This window comes from Bradyrhizobium sp. Crot121, from assembly GCF_059512385.1.
This window is the reverse complement of record NZ_JCAMOR010000011.1, coordinates 36,690-52,648: the sequence shown is the minus strand read 5'-3', so window position 1 is coordinate 52,648 and position 15,959 is coordinate 36,690. Positions and strand designations below refer to the sequence as shown.

The following is a 15,959-nucleotide window of genomic DNA, read 5'->3' as shown; positions in this document are numbered from 1 at the left end:
GTTCTTATTTGCGGACCTTGAGTGCAAACAGTCCCTGCGGCCGCATCATCAGGATCGCGACGATCGCCAACAGGGTGAGCACCTTCGCCATCGAGCCCGACAGGAAGAACTCCATGGTCGACTGCGCCTGCGAGATGGTGAAGGCGGACGCGATGGTGCCGACCAGCGAGGCCGCTCCGCCGAACACGACGACGAGGAAAGTGTCGACGATGTAGAGCTGGCCGGCGGTCGGTCCCGTGGAGCCGATCATGGTGAAGGCCGAGCCCGCGATGCCGGCGATGCCGCAGCCGAGGCCGAAAGTGTAACGGTCGACCTTCTCGGTGTTGATGCCGACGGCGCCGGCCATCACGCGGTTCTGCACGACGGCGCGGACCTGACGTCCCCAACGCGACCAGAACAGCACATAGGCGACCACGATGGTGATCAGGACGGTCAGCCCCATCACGAACATGCCGTTGATCGGAATCTGGATCGCGTCGGTCGTCTGCCAGGAACCCATCATCCACTCCGGCAGTTCGACGCCGACCTCGCGGGCGCCGAACACCGAGCGATAGGCCTGCTGCAGGATCAGGCTGAGGCCCCAGGTCGCAAGCAGCGTATCCAGCGGGCGCTTGTAGAGATGGCGTATCAACGCCCATTCGACGAGCATGCCGAGCGCGCCGGAGGCGATGAACGCCAACGACATCGCGACGAAGAAATAGCCGGGAAACAGCGCGGGCAGATATTGCTGGAAGGCGCTCGACGTCATCCAGGTGACATAGGCGCCGAGGATCATGAACTCGCCATGGGCCATGTTGATGACGCCCATCTGGCCGAAGATGATGGCGAGCCCCAGCGCCATCAGCACGTAGACCGAGAACAGGATCAGTCCGGCAAAGCCTTGCATCGCGAAGATGGCGCCGAGATCGCTGAGCGAATAGTCTCCGAACATGATCCGTCCTCTGCATGGGTCAGGCCTGCGCCCGCGCTTGGCGCGTGCGTTGGCGATCGCGTGGGCCGACCGGCCCACGCCGCTTGCGAGTTGGGAGAAGCGCTCAGCCGAGGCGCGTTCTCACTGATAGCCCTTCGGGAACGGGTCGGGCTCGACGAGATCGGCGGTCTCGTAGATCAGTTCGTACTGGCCGTCCGCCTTGGCGCGGCCGACGCGCGTCTTCGACCAGAGGTGATGGTTCTCGTGGATACGGACATAGCCTTCCGGCGCGCCCTTGAACTCGACGCCCGGCGAGGCCGCCGCGACCTTGTCGATGTCGAAGCTGCCGGCCTTCTCCACCGTCAGCTTCCACAACCACGGGCCGAGATAGGCAGCCTGGGTGACGTCACCGATCACCGTTTTCTCGCCCCACATCTTCTTGAAGGCAGAGACGAAGGCCTTGTTGTTGGGATTGTCGAGCGACTGGAAATACTTCATGCAGGCATAGGCGCCTGCGATGTTTTCACCGCCGATGCCGTCGATCTCGTCTTCGGTCACCGAGATCGTCAGCAGCGTCTGCTTGGAGAGGTCGATGCCGGCCGCCTTGAGCTGTTTGTAGAACGCGACGTTCGAGCCGCCGACGATGATGGCGTAGATCACGTCGGGCTTTGTCAGCTTGATCTTGTTGATGACCGAGTTGAACTGGGTGTGGCCGAGCGGGAAATACTCCTCGCCGACCACCTTGGCGCCCTGCAAATGGCCTTCGATGTGCTTGCGCGCGATCTTGTTGGAGGTGCGCGGCCAGATGTAGTCGGAGCCGAGCAGATAGAACGTCTTGGCGCCCTTGGTCTTGTTGACCCAGTCCAGCCCCGCAATGATCTGCTGCGTGGCTTCCTGGCCGGTGTAGATCACGTTCTTGGACTGCTCGAGGCCTTCGTAGAAGGTCGGGTAGTAGAGCATGCCGTTATACTGCTCGAAAACCGGCAGCACTGCCTTGCGTGAGGCCGAGGTCCAGCAGCCCATCACGGCGGCGCATTTGTCGTTGACGAGGAGCTTCTTCGCCTTCTCGGCGAAGGTCGGCCAGTCGCTGGCGCCGTCCTCCTGGATGAACTTAATCTTGCGGCCGAGCACGCCGCCGGCGGCATTGATCTGCTCGATTGCCAGTTTTTCCGCTTCGACCGATCCGGTCTCCGAGATCGCCATGGTGCCGGTGACGGAGTGCAGGATGCCGACGGTCACTTCGCTATCGGTGACGGCAAGGCCAGTGGTATTGACCGCGGACGTTGCCGGACCCTCTGCGAACGAGGCGCGCGGAAGCATCGAGATGGCCGGCAGCGCCGCCATTCCCATCAGTAGCTTGCGCCGAAGCGGCGACTTCAGGCCCGGTTTCTTTTCGTCTGACATGAGCACCCCAGTGGTTCGAGAACGCGCTTAATGGTCAGGCGAGGATTGCCCAGATTTGTGCAGCGCACTGATACGCAAGATTGCGTATACTGCACCGCAAAATAGCGACGTAGGTTCTGGTACGGGATTTGTGAGCAGGACGGGCGGGACTACCGGGCGGGACCGACGTCGGCTCAGGAGGTGGGGAATTGGCAGGGCGGCAGCGGATAGACCGCGTCAGGCGCCAGTATAATCAGTGGGTTGCCAACCAGACGCTGGAGGATTATGCGCTGCGCTTCACCGCAAAGAGCGCGCGCCGCTGGTCCGCCGGCCGTGTTGCCAACACTGCGTTAGGTGCGATCTCATTCCTGGCGCTGGAAGCGATTGGCGGCACCATCACGCTGAACTATGGCGCGATGAACGCGACCGCGGCCATCCTCGTGGTCAGCGCCATCATCTTCTGCTGCGGACTGCCGATCGCCTATAACGCCGCCAAGTTCGGCATCGACATCGATCTCTTAACCCGCGGCGCCGGCTTCGGCTATATCGGCTCGACCATCACCTCGCTGATCTACGCCTCCTTCACCTTCATCTTCTTTGCGATCGAGGCAGTGATCCTGGCGACCGCGCTCGAAATGTGCTTCGGCATCCCACGGCCGATCGGCTATGTCATCAGCGCCGTGGTGATCATCCCGCTGGTGGTCTACGGCATCACCTTGATCAGCCGCTTTCAGTTGTGGACGCAGCCGATCTGGATCGTGCTGCACATCCTGCCTTTTGCAGCGATCGCCTATGCCCATCCGCGCTCGTTCATCGAATGGCGCAATTTTTCCGGCGAGCATGGCGACCCATCCGGCCAGCTCGACCTCTTGCTGTTCGGCACTGCGGCCTCCGTGGTGTTCTCGCTGGTGGCGCAGATCGGCGAACAGGTCGACTTCCTCCGCTTCCTGCCACGCGACCGGCGCACGTCGCGGCGGGCGTGGTGGATCGCGCTGCTCAGCGCAGGGCCCGGCTGGATCGTCCTCGGCGCCCTGAAGCTGCTGGCCGGATCGTTCCTCGCCTTCTTCGCGCTGAGTCACGGCGTCTCCTATGAGCACGCCGCCGAGCCCGCCAACATGTACCTGGAGGCCTATCGCTACGTGCTGTCGCAGCCGGATCTGGCGCTGGCGCTGACGGGAACGTTTGTGATCCTGTCGCAGGTCAAGATCAACGTGACCAACGCCTATGCCGGCTCGATCGCCTGGTCGAATTTCTTTTCCCGCCTCACCCACAGCCATCCCGGCCGCGTGGTCTGGCTGGTCTTCAACGTGGTCGTTGCGCTGCTGTTGATGGAGATCGGCGTCTACAAGGCGCTGGAGCAGACACTCGCGCTCTATTCCAATGTCGCGATCGCCTGGGTCGGTGCGCTCGTTGCTGACCTCGTCATCAACAAGCCGCTGGGCCTGCGGCCGCAGCACATCGAGTTCAAGCGCGCGCATCTCTGCGACATCAACCCGGTCGGCGTCGGCGCGATGCTGATTGCGACCATCGTCTCGATCAGCGCCTTCTACGGCGTGTTCGGGCCAACGGCAAAGGCTCTGTCCGCCTTCGTCGCGCTGGCGGTGGCGTTTATCGTTGCGCCGCTGATCGCCTGGGCTACCGATGGCAAATACTACATCGCGCGCAAGCCGAAACGGAGCTGGCAGAACCTCGAGCAGATCCAGTGCTGCATCTGCGAGCATTCGTTCGAGCCCGAAGACATGGCCGCCTGCCCCGCCTATGCCGGCCCGATCTGCTCCTTGTGCTGCTCGCTCGACGCGCGCTGCCATGACCTGTGCAAGCCGCATGCGCGCATCCAGTCGCAGGTGTCGGAGACATTGGGCAAATTGCTGCCGCAGCCGATCTATGCCCGCATCAATTCGCAGCTCGGGCATTATCTCGGCGTGTTCGCGGTCTCGGCGGGCCTTGTCGGGCTGGTGCTCGGGCTGATCTACCTGCAGACCTCGGCCACCGTGCAAGCCGGCAACCTGTTGTCGGACGTGCTGTGGAAAGTGTTCTTTGCGCTGATCATCATCATCGGCGTGGTGGCTTGGCTGTTCGTGCTGGCGCAGCAGAGCCGGCGCGCGGCGGAGGAAGAGACCCGACGGCAGACCGCGCTGCTGATCCAGGAGATCGATGCCCACAAGCGAACCGACGCCGAACTGCAGCGCGCCAAGGAAGTCGCCGAGTCCGCCAACCTCGCCAAGAGCCGCTATGTCGTCGGCCTGAGCCACGAATTGCGCTCGCCGCTGAACGCGATCTCCGGCTATGCGCAACTGCTGGAGCAGGACAATACCCTGCAGACGCGGCCGCGCGAACAGGTCCGCGTGGTCCGTCGCAGCGCCGACCATCTCTCCGGCTTGATCGACGGCATCCTCGACATCTCCAAGATCGAGGCCGGCCGGCTTTATCTCTCGCGCGACGAGGTCCGGCTGAACGATTTCCTCGACCAGCTCGTCGGCATGTTCCGTCTGCAGGCAGCCGCGAAAGGCATCGATTTCGTGTTCAAGCGGCCGGCGGTGCTGCCGGTCGTGGTCTATGCCGACGAGAAGCGGCTGCGGCAAATCCTGATCAACCTGCTGTCGAACGCGATCAAGTTCACGCAAACCGGCCACGTGCAGTTCGTCGTGCACTACCGCAGCCCGGTCGCCGAGTTCGAGGTGATCGACACCGGCCCGGGCATCCAGCCTGACGATCTCGAGCGCATCTTCGCGCCGTTCGAACGTGGCGCGCTCGGCGTCTCGCAGCCGCAGACCGGCACCGGTCTCGGGCTCACCATCAGCCGGCTGCTGGCGGGCGTGATGGGCGGCGACATCAAGGTGACCAGCACCGTTGGCGCCGGCAGCACCTTCCGCGTCAAGATATTGCTGTCGGAAGTGACAAACCCGCGGCGCAGCGCGCCGACCGATGCGCCGGTCTATGGCTATCATGGCCCGCGCAAGACCGTCCTGATCACTGACGACGATCCGACCCACCGCGATCTCTTGCGCGAAGTGCTGGCGCCGCTCGGCTTCATCCTGCTCAGCGCGCCCGATGGTCCCGGGTGCCTCGCGCTAGCGCAGCATTGCCGGCCCGACCTGTTCCTGCTCGACATCTCCATGCCCGGCATGGACGGCTGGACTGTTGCCGAGGCGCTGCGCTCGGCCGGCCATCACCAGGCACGCATCCTGATGATCTCGGCGAGCGCGCTGGAGGCGCATGGCGCTCCGCTGGCGCAGCCGTTCCACGACGGCTACCTGATGAAGCCGATCGATATTCCGCGCCTGTTAGAGACCATCCGCCTGCTGCTCAAGCTCGACTGGCAGCACGATGCCGACGAGGTGCCCGTGCCGCAGTGGCAGCCGGAGAGCGGCTCGCGGCCGCCGGTGAAATATATCGAGGAACTGATCGGCCTCGGGCAATTGGGCTATATCCGCGCGATCCAGCTGAAACTCGAGGAGATCGGCACTGAACATCCCGAGCATACCGATTTCGTCTCGCAGATGCGCTCGTTGGTCGATCGCTTCGACCTCGATCAGTACATGGCGACCCTGAAGGCGCTGCACAGCTATGACCACTGAAACCAAGAAGCGCGACGTCGCGCTCGTCGTCGACGACTCCCCGGAGACGCTGCGGCTCCTGACCGACGCGCTCGACGGCGCCGGCATGACCGTGATGGTGGCGCTCGACGGCGCCTCCGCGATGCGGATCGTCGACCAGATCACGCCCGACATCGTGCTGCTCGACGCGGTCATGCCCGGCATGGATGGTTTCGAGACCTGCCGCCGGCTGAAGCGCGATGCCGGGCTCGACCATGTGCCGATCATCTTCATGACAGGCCTCGCCGAGACCGAGCACATCGTGCGCGGATTGGAAGCCGGCGGTGTCGATTACGTGACCAAGCCGATCGTGGTGCAGGAAATGCTGGCGCGCATCCGCGTCCACCTCGCCAATGCGAGACTTACGCAGAGCGCGCGCGCTGCGCTCGACGTCTCCGGACGCTATCTGCTCGCGGTCAACGGCCACGGCAGGATCTTGTGGGCGACGCCGCAGGCGCAAAGGCTGCTGTCGGACACGCTGGCGGAGGACGGCGACGACCTCGCGCTGCCCGATCCGATCCCGCAATGGCTTGAGCAGACGCAGAAGGGAAAGGCTGCAGCGAAGACCACGACCATGGCCTCGTTTCCAGCCAACGAGCAATTGCGGCTGCAATACATGGGCAAGCTTGGCGTCAACGAATTCCTGCTGCGGCTGGCGAAGGACACCAGCGCCGACATGCCGGCGGAATTCTCCAGCGAACTCGGCCTCACCACGCGCGAGGGCGAGGTGCTGTCATGGCTCTCCAAGGGCAAGACCAACCGCGACATCGCGCAAATCCTGGGGCTCAGCCCGCGCACAGTCGACAAGCATCTGGAGCAGATCTATTCCAAACTCGGGGTGGAGAACCGCACTGCGGCCGCGGCGATCGCGGTGAATGCGAGGAACAGGAAGTCCTGAGGCGTTCGCGCCGTGGTGCAGCGCTCCTCCTTTCCGTCATGCCCGGACTTGTCCCGCGCATCCACGTTCTTTGGTGCAGCTCGGAAGAGCGCGGATGGCCGGGATAAGCCCGGCCATGACGGCGTGGCTACATTTCCCATCTTCTTCAGCCGAGCACGCTGATATCCGCCACCAGCACCGTGCCCGTCGCGGACTCCGTGATGTAGAGCCGGTCGCGGTTCTCGCCGCCAATGGCGACGTTGGTGACGGCATTCCCTGCGCAGGACTTGATACGCGCGATCAGCTCGCCTGACGGTGCGAACACGAAGACGTGGCCGAGCGAGACATGGGCGACGAACAGCCGGCCGGCTTTATCCATTGTGATCCCATCCGGACCGCCGGGGCCGAACATCGAGCAGAAACGGCCGACCTTCGACACGCTGCCGTCCTTCATGAACGGCGCGCGCCACACCGCGTTGTCACGGGTCATGGCAACGAACAACACGGCCTCCTGCGGATCGAGCACCAATCCGTTGGGGCTGATGCCGGTGTTGATCAGGCAATCGAGCTGCCCGCTCGCGCGCAGGCGATAAACCCGGCCGCTCGGATCGTGCAGCCCGGTCTGGCCCTGGTCGGTGAAATAGATGTCGCCGTTGGAGGCGATGTGCAGATCGTTGCAGCCGCGGAAGGATTCCGAATTCCGCGAGGTCAGTACCGGAAGCATCCGCCCTGCCCGCGCGTCGAGCTCCATGATACCGTGCCGGTAATCGGCGACGAGGATACGGCCTTTGGAATCGATCTTCAGCCCGTTCGGCCATCCCTGATACTCGACGGCCAGCGACCATTTCTTATTTGGCGAAATTTTGAAGATGCGGCCGAATGGGATGTCGACAATGTAGAGATTGCCGTCGGCGTCGAAGGACGGCCCTTCGATAAAGCAATCGGTTGGCTGACCCGGGCGGTTGGCATCGGCCCACTCGGTTGACTGCTTGCGGCGGAATTCGTCCGGCATGGCGGAGAAGATCGTGGTCTCGATCAATTTCGGCGGCGTTTCCAGGTACAGCATTTCTTGGTTCACCCGTTAGCGGAACGGGCGGCACCATAGAGGACATCCTTGACACAGTCGACCGCCTCTCCGCCGTCATTGCGAGGAGCGTAGCGACGAAGCAATCCATCTCCCCCCGCATGGAGAGATGGATTGCTTCGCTTCGCTCGCAATGACGTGGGAGAGATCTAGTTGGCAGCAGCCAACGGAGGCAGCTCAGAATCTCGCGCTCCCGTCTGCGCAATCAGCCGCTTCAATTCCGGAATACAAGACCCGCAATTGGTGCCGGCCTTGAGTTGCGCGCCGATCTCCGCAGGAGAGCCCGCGCCGGCGGCGATTGTTTCGCAGATCGTGGCGCGGCCGACGCCAAAGCAGGCGCAGACGATCGGGCCGGCGTTGGCGAGGCCGTCCGCCGATTTGCCTGACAGCAACATGCGACGCTGCGCATCGCTGAGTGCATCGGCAGCAAACAAGCCTTTCACCACATTCCAGTCGCCGGCATCATCGGCGGGACCGAGGAACAAGCAGGTTTCGATGCGGCCGGCGTTGAAGGAGGCGCCGCGGTAGATGCCGCCGCCGAAATCCTTGTATTCGGCAAGATCGCCTTCGGTGTTCATCCTGAGCCAGAGCTGCCAGCCGAGCAGGTCGGCATTATCAGCGAACAGATAGCCGTGACCGCCATTGACCGCGACGCGCGCGACCCAGGCATGAACAGGCAATTGCAGCGGTTGGCGCGACAGCGCAAAGCCGCGGAACACATATTCGTAAGGAGCGATCGAAGCCGGCGTCGCCTTGTTCTCGGGCTGGCCGGAGAACGGATCGGTGAAGGGCGCGACCAGCGATCCAACGCGGGCGTCGGTCGCAGTGGCCTCGCTCCAATGGATCGGCGCAAACAGCATGCCGCGCTGCTGACGCTCGCTGACGACGACGCGCAGCGTGCATTGCCCATAATCGGTGGTGACGCGTGCAAAGCTGCCATCGCTGACACCATAGCGCAGGGCGTCGTCAGGATGCACCTCGACGAACGGCTCCGGCAGATGCTGGCCGAGTCTCGGGCTCGCGCCGGTACGCGTCATCGTGTGCCACTGATCGCGGATGCGGCCGGTGTTGAGCCGCAGCGGCCGCGCCGGCGTCGTCTCGGTCCGCAGCGTCGGAATCTCCGGCGCGACGAACCGCGCCTTGCGATCATTGGCGAAGAAGCCGCCTTCGGCGAAGAAGCGTGGCTGCGGCGACGCATCCCGCCGCATCGGCCATTGCACCGGCGCCATCGCGTCAAAAGCCTCGTCCGACAGCGACGTCAGCGCGCCGATGTCGAAATCCCTGATGCCGTTGTTCTCGAACGCCGAGAGCGCCGCGTGCTCGCGGAAGATATCCGCGGCGGACTTGAAGTCGAAGGCGGCGCCAAAACCAAGGCGCCTTGCGACCTCGCAAAGGATCCACCAGTCCGGCTGCGCTTCGCCCGGAGATTCCAGGAACGCGCGCTGGCGCGAGATGCGGCGCTCGGAATTGGTCACCGTGCCGGATTTCTCGCCCCAAGCCTGCGCGGGCAACAACACATGCGCGCCCACATCGACAGTGTCGTTGGAGCGAACATTCTCCGACACCACGAACAGTTCGAGCTTCCGCAATGCCTCACGCGCGGCATCGGCATCCGGCAGCGATACTGCCGGGTTGGTGCCCATCACCCACAACGCCTTGATCTCGCCGCGCCCGATCGCCTCGAACATCTGCACCGCCTTCAACCCCTCATGGGTGGCGATGCGCGGCGCCTTCCAGAACCGGCGGACGCGGTCGATATCCGGCGGCGTGAAGACCATATGGGCGGCAAGCTGGTTGGCGAGCCCACCGACTTCGCGCCCGCCCATCGCGTTCGGCTGTCCGGTCAGCGAGAACGGCGACGCGCCGACCTTACCGATGCGGCCCGTGGCGAGATGGCAGTTGAGGATGGCGTTGACCTTATCGGTGCCCTGCGCCGACTGGTTGACGCCTTGGGAATACAAGGTCACCACGCGCGGCGTGCTGGCAAACATGTTGAAGAACGTCGCAACGTCCTGCTCGGAGAGGCCGGTGGCGAGCGCGGTCGCGCCGACACTGCCGGCCATGCCGCGGGCGCGCGCCAGAGCCTCGTCGAAGCCGTTGGTGTAGCGCTCGATATAGGGGTGATCGAGCGCGCCGCTGTCCACGAGATGGACCAGCAGGCCGCAGAACAGCGCGGTGTCGGTGCCGGGCTTCAGGCCGAGGAAGAGATCGGCATCTTCCGATGTATGGGTGCGGCGTGGATCGATCACCACGATGCGCGCGCCGCGCTGCTGCTTGTTGGCGAGCATGCGCTGGAACAGCACCGGATGGCACCAGGCGGCGTTGGAGCCGACCAGCACCAGGAGGTCGGCCTGCTCGAGATCCTCGTAACAGCCGGGCACGGTGTCGGCGCCGAAGGCGCGGCGATGGCCGGCCACGGAGGACGACATGCACAGCCGCGAATTGGTGTCGACATTGGCGCTGCCGATGAAACCCTTCATCAGCTTGTTGGCGACATAGTAGTCTTCGGTCAGCAACTGCCCGGAGAGATAGAATGCGACGGCGCCGGGGCCATCGCGCGCGATGATGTGCTTGAAGCGATGCGCGACATGGTCGAGCGCGTCGCTCCAGGCGATGCGCTCCATCCCCTTGTCGCAGCGGATCATCGGATAGAGCAGCCGGTTGTCCAGCCCCAGCGTCTCGCCGAGGGCGGAGCCCTTCGAGCACAGGCGGCCGAAATTGGCGGGATGATCGGGATCGCCCGCGATCGCGGCGCCGCCCTTGCCGTCAGGCGTCGCCAGCACGCCGCAGCCGACGCCGCAATAGGCGCAGGTGGTATTGACGGTGCGAAGCGCGGGATCGGCTGCGCTCATGCTGCCTCCGCCAGCGAACGGCCGAACATCATGTCGCCGCGGATCTTGGCAATCGGCCTCGCGCTGCGGATCAGGTCGAGATACCAGAGCGCATCTGACGTGTCGCCGATCAGGACCGCGCCGGTCAGGCGTCCGTCTGCAATCACCAGCTTCTTGTAGCTGCCGTGGTTAACGTCGCTGAACACGATGCTCTCGCTGCCCTCGGCGCCCATGAAATCGCCGGCGGAAAACACGCTGACACCGGACACTTTCAAATTGGTTGCCACGATGCTGCCGGCATAGGCGACATCCTGTCCGGCAAGATGCCGCGCCAGCACCCGCGCCTGCTCATAGGCCGGCTCGACGAGGCCGTAGCAGATGCCGCGATGCTCGGCGCATTCGCCGATCGCGAACACGCCTTCGGCGCTGGTCTGTAAGCAATCGTCAACCACGATGCCACGATTGACGACAATGCCGGCTTCCTTTGCCAGCGCGATGTTCGGCCGGATGCCGGCGGCGAAGATCACCGCGTCGGCCTTGATCAATCGTCCGTCTGCAAGCTCGACACCTTCGACACGGTTCTCGCCGTGGATGCGCGCGGTGCTGGCCTCGAGCAGGATCTCGATGCCTTTCTGCTCGACCAGCGATTTCAGGAGCGCGCCCGCCGGTGCGTCGAGCTGGCGCTCCATCAATCGGTCCATCAGGTGCACCAGCGTCACTGGCGCCCCCGCTTTCGCCAGCCCATAGGCCGCCTCGAGCCCGAGTAGCCCGCCGCCGATCACGACCACGCGCGTCTTGCGCGCGGCGAGCGCGAGCAACAGGTCGACGTCGCGGCTATCGCGGAACGTATGCACGCCGGCGAGCTCGCCGCCGGGCACGTTGAGCCGCAGCGCCGATGAGCCGGTGGTCAGGACCAGCTTCGAGAAGGTGATGCTCTCTTCGCCTTCGATCTTCAATTCGCGGCGGCCGACATCGATCTCGGTGGCGATGCAGCCATATTTCAGCGTCACGCCGCGGTCGCGCCACCACGATGCCGGCTGCAGCTCGATATCCTCCGACGTGGTCTCGCCGGCAAGGACGGAAGACAACAGCACACGGTTATAGGCGAGCCGCGGCTCGCTGCCGATCACCGCGACGGCGTAGCGCCCGAGCGCCACCTTCGACAATTCGTCGACCAGGCGCGCGGCCGCCATCCCATTGCCGACAATGACCAGCGGTTCGCTCACGGCGCTTCCTCTATTCGGCAGCCTGCGTGCCGCCGTAGGCTTCCGAAATCATATAGCCGGACAGCGTGCCGTAGGCAGCGGTCCAGGCGTCCGCGATCTCTGGCGTCCAGCCTTCGCCGAGGCCCTTTTCCAAGGTCCACAACAGCGCACCACCTACAACGGAATAGTGCTCCGCCTTGGTCCCGTAGCTCACATGCCGCTTGGCGAGCGCGCTTGCGGCGGGCAGCACGGATTGCAGATTGCTGAGCCCATTCACCACCACAGCCAGCACCGCCATCAGCTTCTTGCGCTGTTCAGTCATGTCGTCCGGAAACATCGCCCTCACCGTCGGTGCGACCTCGAACAGGCGATCATAGAAGAGGACCGCGGCCTGCTCGGAAATCGGCGCGACCTTCGAAAAACTCTCTTGCACGAGCTTGACTTGCTCCGGTGTCATGCTTTCTCTCCATCTCCACGTGTCGTGCGCGGGCTTGACCTACGCATCCATCCCAGAAAATCTTCCGCCTTCGATGGACTGCCGCGTCATTTTTGCGAAGACGCGCTGCGCGCTCTAGCCCGGCAATAACGACTGCCGGCTACGCCGCTTCCACGAAGCGATGCCGCTCGTAAAGGAATTCGAGCACCCGCTGCCGGCACTTGAGGTAGCCGGAGTTGGTGGCAAGCTCGAGCCGCTTGCGCGGGCGCGCCAGCGGCACTTCCAGCACTTCACCGATCCGTGCGCTCGGGCCGTTGGTCATCATTACAATGCGGTCCGACAGCAGCACCGCCTCGTCGACGTCATGAGTGATCATCAAAATGGTGTTGCCGAGCTTCTGGTGCAGGGCCATCACGGAATCTTGCAGATGCGCGCGGGTCAGCGCATCGAGCGCGCCGAAGGGCTCGTCGAGCAAGAGCACCTTCGGCTCCATCGCGAGCGCCCGCGCAATGCCGACGCGCTGCTTCATGCCGCCTGAGATCTCGTTCGGCCGCTTGTCCTTGGCATGCGCCATCTGCACGAGGTTCAGATTGTGCATCACCCAGGCGTCGCGCTCGGCCCGCGTCTTGGTCTTGGAAAACACCTTGTCGACGCCGAGCTTGACGTTCTCATAGACCGTCAGCCACGGCAGCAGGCTGTGGTTCTGGAACACGACCGCGCGATCCGGGCCCGGCGAGTTGACCTCGCGGTTCTCGAGCAGCACGCCGCCATGGGTGGTACCGGTGAGCCCGGCCACGATGTTGAGCAGCGTGGACTTGCCGCAGCCGGAATGGCCGATGATCGAGACGTACTCGCCCTTCTCGATCGTCAGGTTGATGTCCTTCAACACTTCGGTGGTGGCATTGCCGCGGGTGAAGGTCTTGTCGATATGGTCGAGCTTCAGATAGGCCTGCATGACATGTCCCCTCAGTTCACGGCGGTGCCGCGGGTCACGATCTTCGCGACGCCCGCAATCAGGCGGTCGAGTACGAAGCCGATGATGCCGACATAGAACAGCGCCAGGATGATTTCGCTGATGTGCGAGGAATTCCAGGCGTCCCAGATGAAGAAGCCGATGCCGACGCCGCCGATCAGCATTTCGGCCGCGACGATGGCCAGCCAGGATAGGCCGATGCCGATACGAAGGCCGGTGAACATGTAGGGAGCAGCCGCCGGGATCATGATCTTGGCGAAGAACTCGAGCGGATTGAGCTGCACCACCGCGGCGACGTTGCGGTAATCCTGCGGGATATTGCGGATGCCGACGGCGGTGTTGATGATGATCGGCCACACCGAGGTGATGAAGATCACGAAGATCGCCGACGGATGGCCGTCGCGGAAGGCCGCAAGCGACAGCGGCAACCAGGCGAGCGGCGGGATGGTGCGCAGCACCTGGAACAAGGGATCAAGTCCGCGCATCGCCCAGACCGATTGACCGACCAGCGTGCCGAGCGCGACGCCGATGATTGCGGCAAGCGAATAGCCATAGGCGACGCGCTGCAGGCTCGCCGACAAATGCCAGAACAGGCCCTTGTCGATGCCGCCATGATCGAAGAACGGATCGAAGATCAGTTCCTTGGTATCGCTGAACACACGCGAGGGCGGCGGCAGCGTCGAGCCGGCGCGCCGGCAGATTAGCTCCCAAACCACGAGCAGGAACGCGACGACGATCAGCGGCGGCACCACGCGCACCGCGGCCTCCTTCGCCATCTTGGCGTATTTCTCGGACTGCGGCGCACGCTTCGGTGTCATGGTCACGACCGGCGCGGCCGTAACCGGAAGTGCCGTCGATGCGGCGTCGGTTTTCAGTGCAGGCATAGACATCGAAAATCTCTCTCCGTGTTCAGGTGCCGGGCGACGCGCAGATGCGCGCCGCTTTGCGCGGATCAGACGTCAACACGCTTGATGGACAGCGACTTCAGATAGGCCGACGGATTCTCGGGATCGAACACCTTGCCGTCGAAGAACGTCTCCTTGCCGCGCGAGGTCGAGGTCGGGATTTCGGACGCGGGCACGCCCATTTCCTTGGCGGCCTCACGCCACATATCTTCGCGATTGACCTTCGCGATCAGCGCCTTGGTGTCGAAGCCCGCTTCATACTTGCCCCAGCGAATGTCTTCCGTGAGGAACCAGAGATCGTGACTCTGGAACGGATAAGACGCGAAGTCGCGCCAATACTTCATGATGTGCGGCGAGTTCTCGACCACCTTACCGGGGATGCCATAGTCGAACTTGCCGGCGCTACGGTCATAGACGTCCTCGACCGGGCAATTCATCCATTGCCGCTTGCCCATGATCGAAGCGAGCTCCTGCTTGTTCTCCGCCTTGTCGGACCATTGCTGGGCTTCCATCACCGCCATCAGCAGCGCCTTGGCGGCTTTCGGATATTTGTCGACGAAAGCGGCGCGCATGCCGAACGACTTTTCCGGATGCTTGTTCCAGATTTCCCCGGTCGTGACCGCGGTGTAGCCGATGCGCTGATGGATCAACTGCAGATTCCATGGCTCGCCGACGCAAAAGCAATCCATGGTGCCGACCTTCATGTTGGCGACCATCTGCGGCGGCGGGACAACGATGGTCTCGATGTCCTTGTCGGGATCGATGCCGCCGGCCGCGAGCCAATAGCGGATCCAGAGATCATGGGTGCCGCCCGGGAAGGTCATGGCCGCCTTCACCGCCTTGCCGGAAGCTTTCTTCTTTTCCAGCGCCGCCTTGAACGGCGTAGCGTCAACGCCGAGCTTGAGATCGGCATATTCGCCGGCGACCGAGATGCACTGGCTGTCGAGATTGAGCCGCGCCAGGATGTACATCGGTGTCGGCTGGTTGTTCTGCGTCACCTTGCCGGCGGAGATCAGGTAAGGCATCGGGGTGAGGATATGCGCGCCGTCGATGCCGTTGCCTTCCGAGCCGAGCACGAGATTGTCGCGCGTCGTGCCCCATGAAGCCTGCTTCTGCACGTCGACATCGGGCATACCGTATTTGGCGAAGATGCCCTTGTCCTTGGCCACGAACAGCGGACCGGCGTCGCTGAGCGCGATGAAGCCGAGCTTGGCGCCCTTCACCTCAGGACCTGCACCTTGTGCGAACGCGCCGGCCGGGAAATTCAGTTTCGCCGCGGCCAGCAATGCGGCCGTTCCGCTTGCCGCCTTCAGAATCTCGCGGCGGCTGACGCCATGGCGGGAGGTCTCTTTGGTCGGCTTCGTCATGCGTGCAAATGTCCTTTGCGTCTGAATGCCCGTCCGCTTGTGGCACTGCCCCGAAGCGCACGGGGTCGCGTGCTGGGGAGGCCCCAGTCTGGCGGTGTCACAATTCGGATGATTGGTTTCGAGGGACGGCTTCAATGGCGTCGCAAGCTAGCTATTCAAGCTTCGTGCCAAGCCGCGAGACTGGAAAAATTCTAAGAAATGTAACGGGTTGGGAGTCGCACCGCTCCGCACGGATCGCCCGGTTCCGCCGCCAAATTTTGCGATTCGCTCAATGTTTGTGCGACGCACAAAAAATGAGCAGGCCCTGCTTGAGCGGTAGCCCGGGTGAAGCGCAGCGCAACCCGGGGATCCCTGCGCGCGTGGTCAGGAGCGATCCCGGGTTACGCTGCGCT

Annotated in this window: 11 protein-coding genes; 2 read left to right on the top strand and 9 right to left on the bottom strand. The window is 63.6% G+C overall.

What is annotated here, in order from left to right:
* Positions 1 to 4 precede the first annotated feature (4 nt).
* Together urtB and urtA are read right to left on the bottom strand one after the other, a co-directional pair.
* On the bottom strand, positions 5 to 931 hold the full coding sequence (urtB, locus tag AC5ZGW_RS12985) for an urea ABC transporter permease subunit UrtB (RefSeq protein ID WP_130222337.1): 927 nt from the start codon (positions 929 to 931) through the stop codon (positions 5 to 7).
* A gap of 120 nt (positions 932 to 1,051) precedes the next feature.
* Positions 1,052 to 2,314, bottom strand: coding sequence for an urea ABC transporter substrate-binding protein (gene urtA, locus AC5ZGW_RS12980; protein ID WP_130222335.1), 1,263 nt, complete (start codon positions 2,312 to 2,314; stop codon positions 1,052 to 1,054).
* Positions 2,315 to 2,502: 188 nt separating this feature from the next.
* Between urtA and AC5ZGW_RS12975 the strand changes: the two genes are divergently transcribed.
* Both AC5ZGW_RS12975 and AC5ZGW_RS12970 read left to right on the top strand, forming a co-directional pair.
* Entirely contained in the window at positions 2,503 to 5,871 is a 3,369-nt protein-coding gene (locus tag AC5ZGW_RS12975) for a hybrid sensor histidine kinase/response regulator (RefSeq protein WP_130222333.1), read from the top strand.
* Positions 5,861 to 6,787 (top strand): response regulator transcription factor, encoded by a 927-nt coding sequence (locus AC5ZGW_RS12970; RefSeq protein WP_130222331.1) that lies wholly within the window; start codon positions 5,861 to 5,863, stop codon positions 6,785 to 6,787. Before AC5ZGW_RS12975 ends, AC5ZGW_RS12970 begins: the two co-directional genes overlap by 11 nt.
* A gap of 145 nt (positions 6,788 to 6,932) precedes the next feature.
* Here the strand turns inward: AC5ZGW_RS12970 and AC5ZGW_RS12965 are convergent, their stop codons facing one another.
* From AC5ZGW_RS12965 to AC5ZGW_RS12935, 7 genes are all read right to left on the bottom strand, one after another.
* Complete coding sequence (locus tag AC5ZGW_RS12965; RefSeq protein WP_207230888.1) at positions 6,933 to 7,832, bottom strand: SMP-30/gluconolactonase/LRE family protein; 900 nt, start codon at positions 7,830 to 7,832, stop codon at positions 6,933 to 6,935.
* A 167-nt stretch (positions 7,833 to 7,999) separates the two neighbouring features.
* Positions 8,000 to 10,702, bottom strand: coding sequence for a nitrate reductase (locus AC5ZGW_RS12960; protein WP_130222329.1), 2,703 nt, complete (start codon positions 10,700 to 10,702; stop codon positions 8,000 to 8,002).
* Positions 10,699 to 11,907: an NAD(P)/FAD-dependent oxidoreductase gene (locus AC5ZGW_RS12955; protein WP_130222327.1), complete on the bottom strand. Its 1,209-nt coding sequence runs from the start codon at positions 11,905 to 11,907 to the stop codon at positions 10,699 to 10,701. Before AC5ZGW_RS12955 ends, AC5ZGW_RS12960 begins: the two co-directional genes overlap by 4 nt.
* A gap of 10 nt (positions 11,908 to 11,917) precedes the next feature.
* A complete protein-coding gene (locus tag AC5ZGW_RS12950) occupies positions 11,918 to 12,343 on the bottom strand; it encodes a globin family protein (protein ID WP_130222325.1) in 426 nt (141 codons plus the stop codon).
* Positions 12,344 to 12,482: 139 nt separating this feature from the next.
* Positions 12,483 to 13,277 carry an ABC transporter ATP-binding protein gene (locus tag AC5ZGW_RS12945; RefSeq protein ID WP_130222323.1) on the bottom strand — a complete coding sequence of 265 codons (795 nt, stop codon included), beginning with the start codon at positions 13,275 to 13,277 and terminating at the stop codon, positions 12,483 to 12,485.
* A gap of 11 nt (positions 13,278 to 13,288) precedes the next feature.
* Complete coding sequence (ntrB, locus tag AC5ZGW_RS12940) at positions 13,289 to 14,185, bottom strand: nitrate ABC transporter permease (protein WP_028163075.1); 897 nt, start codon at positions 14,183 to 14,185, stop codon at positions 13,289 to 13,291.
* Positions 14,186 to 14,247: 62 nt separating this feature from the next.
* Entirely contained in the window at positions 14,248 to 15,567 is a 1,320-nt protein-coding gene (locus AC5ZGW_RS12935; protein WP_130222321.1) for a CmpA/NrtA family ABC transporter substrate-binding protein, read from the bottom strand.
* Between the last annotated feature and the right edge of the window lie 392 nt (positions 15,568 to 15,959).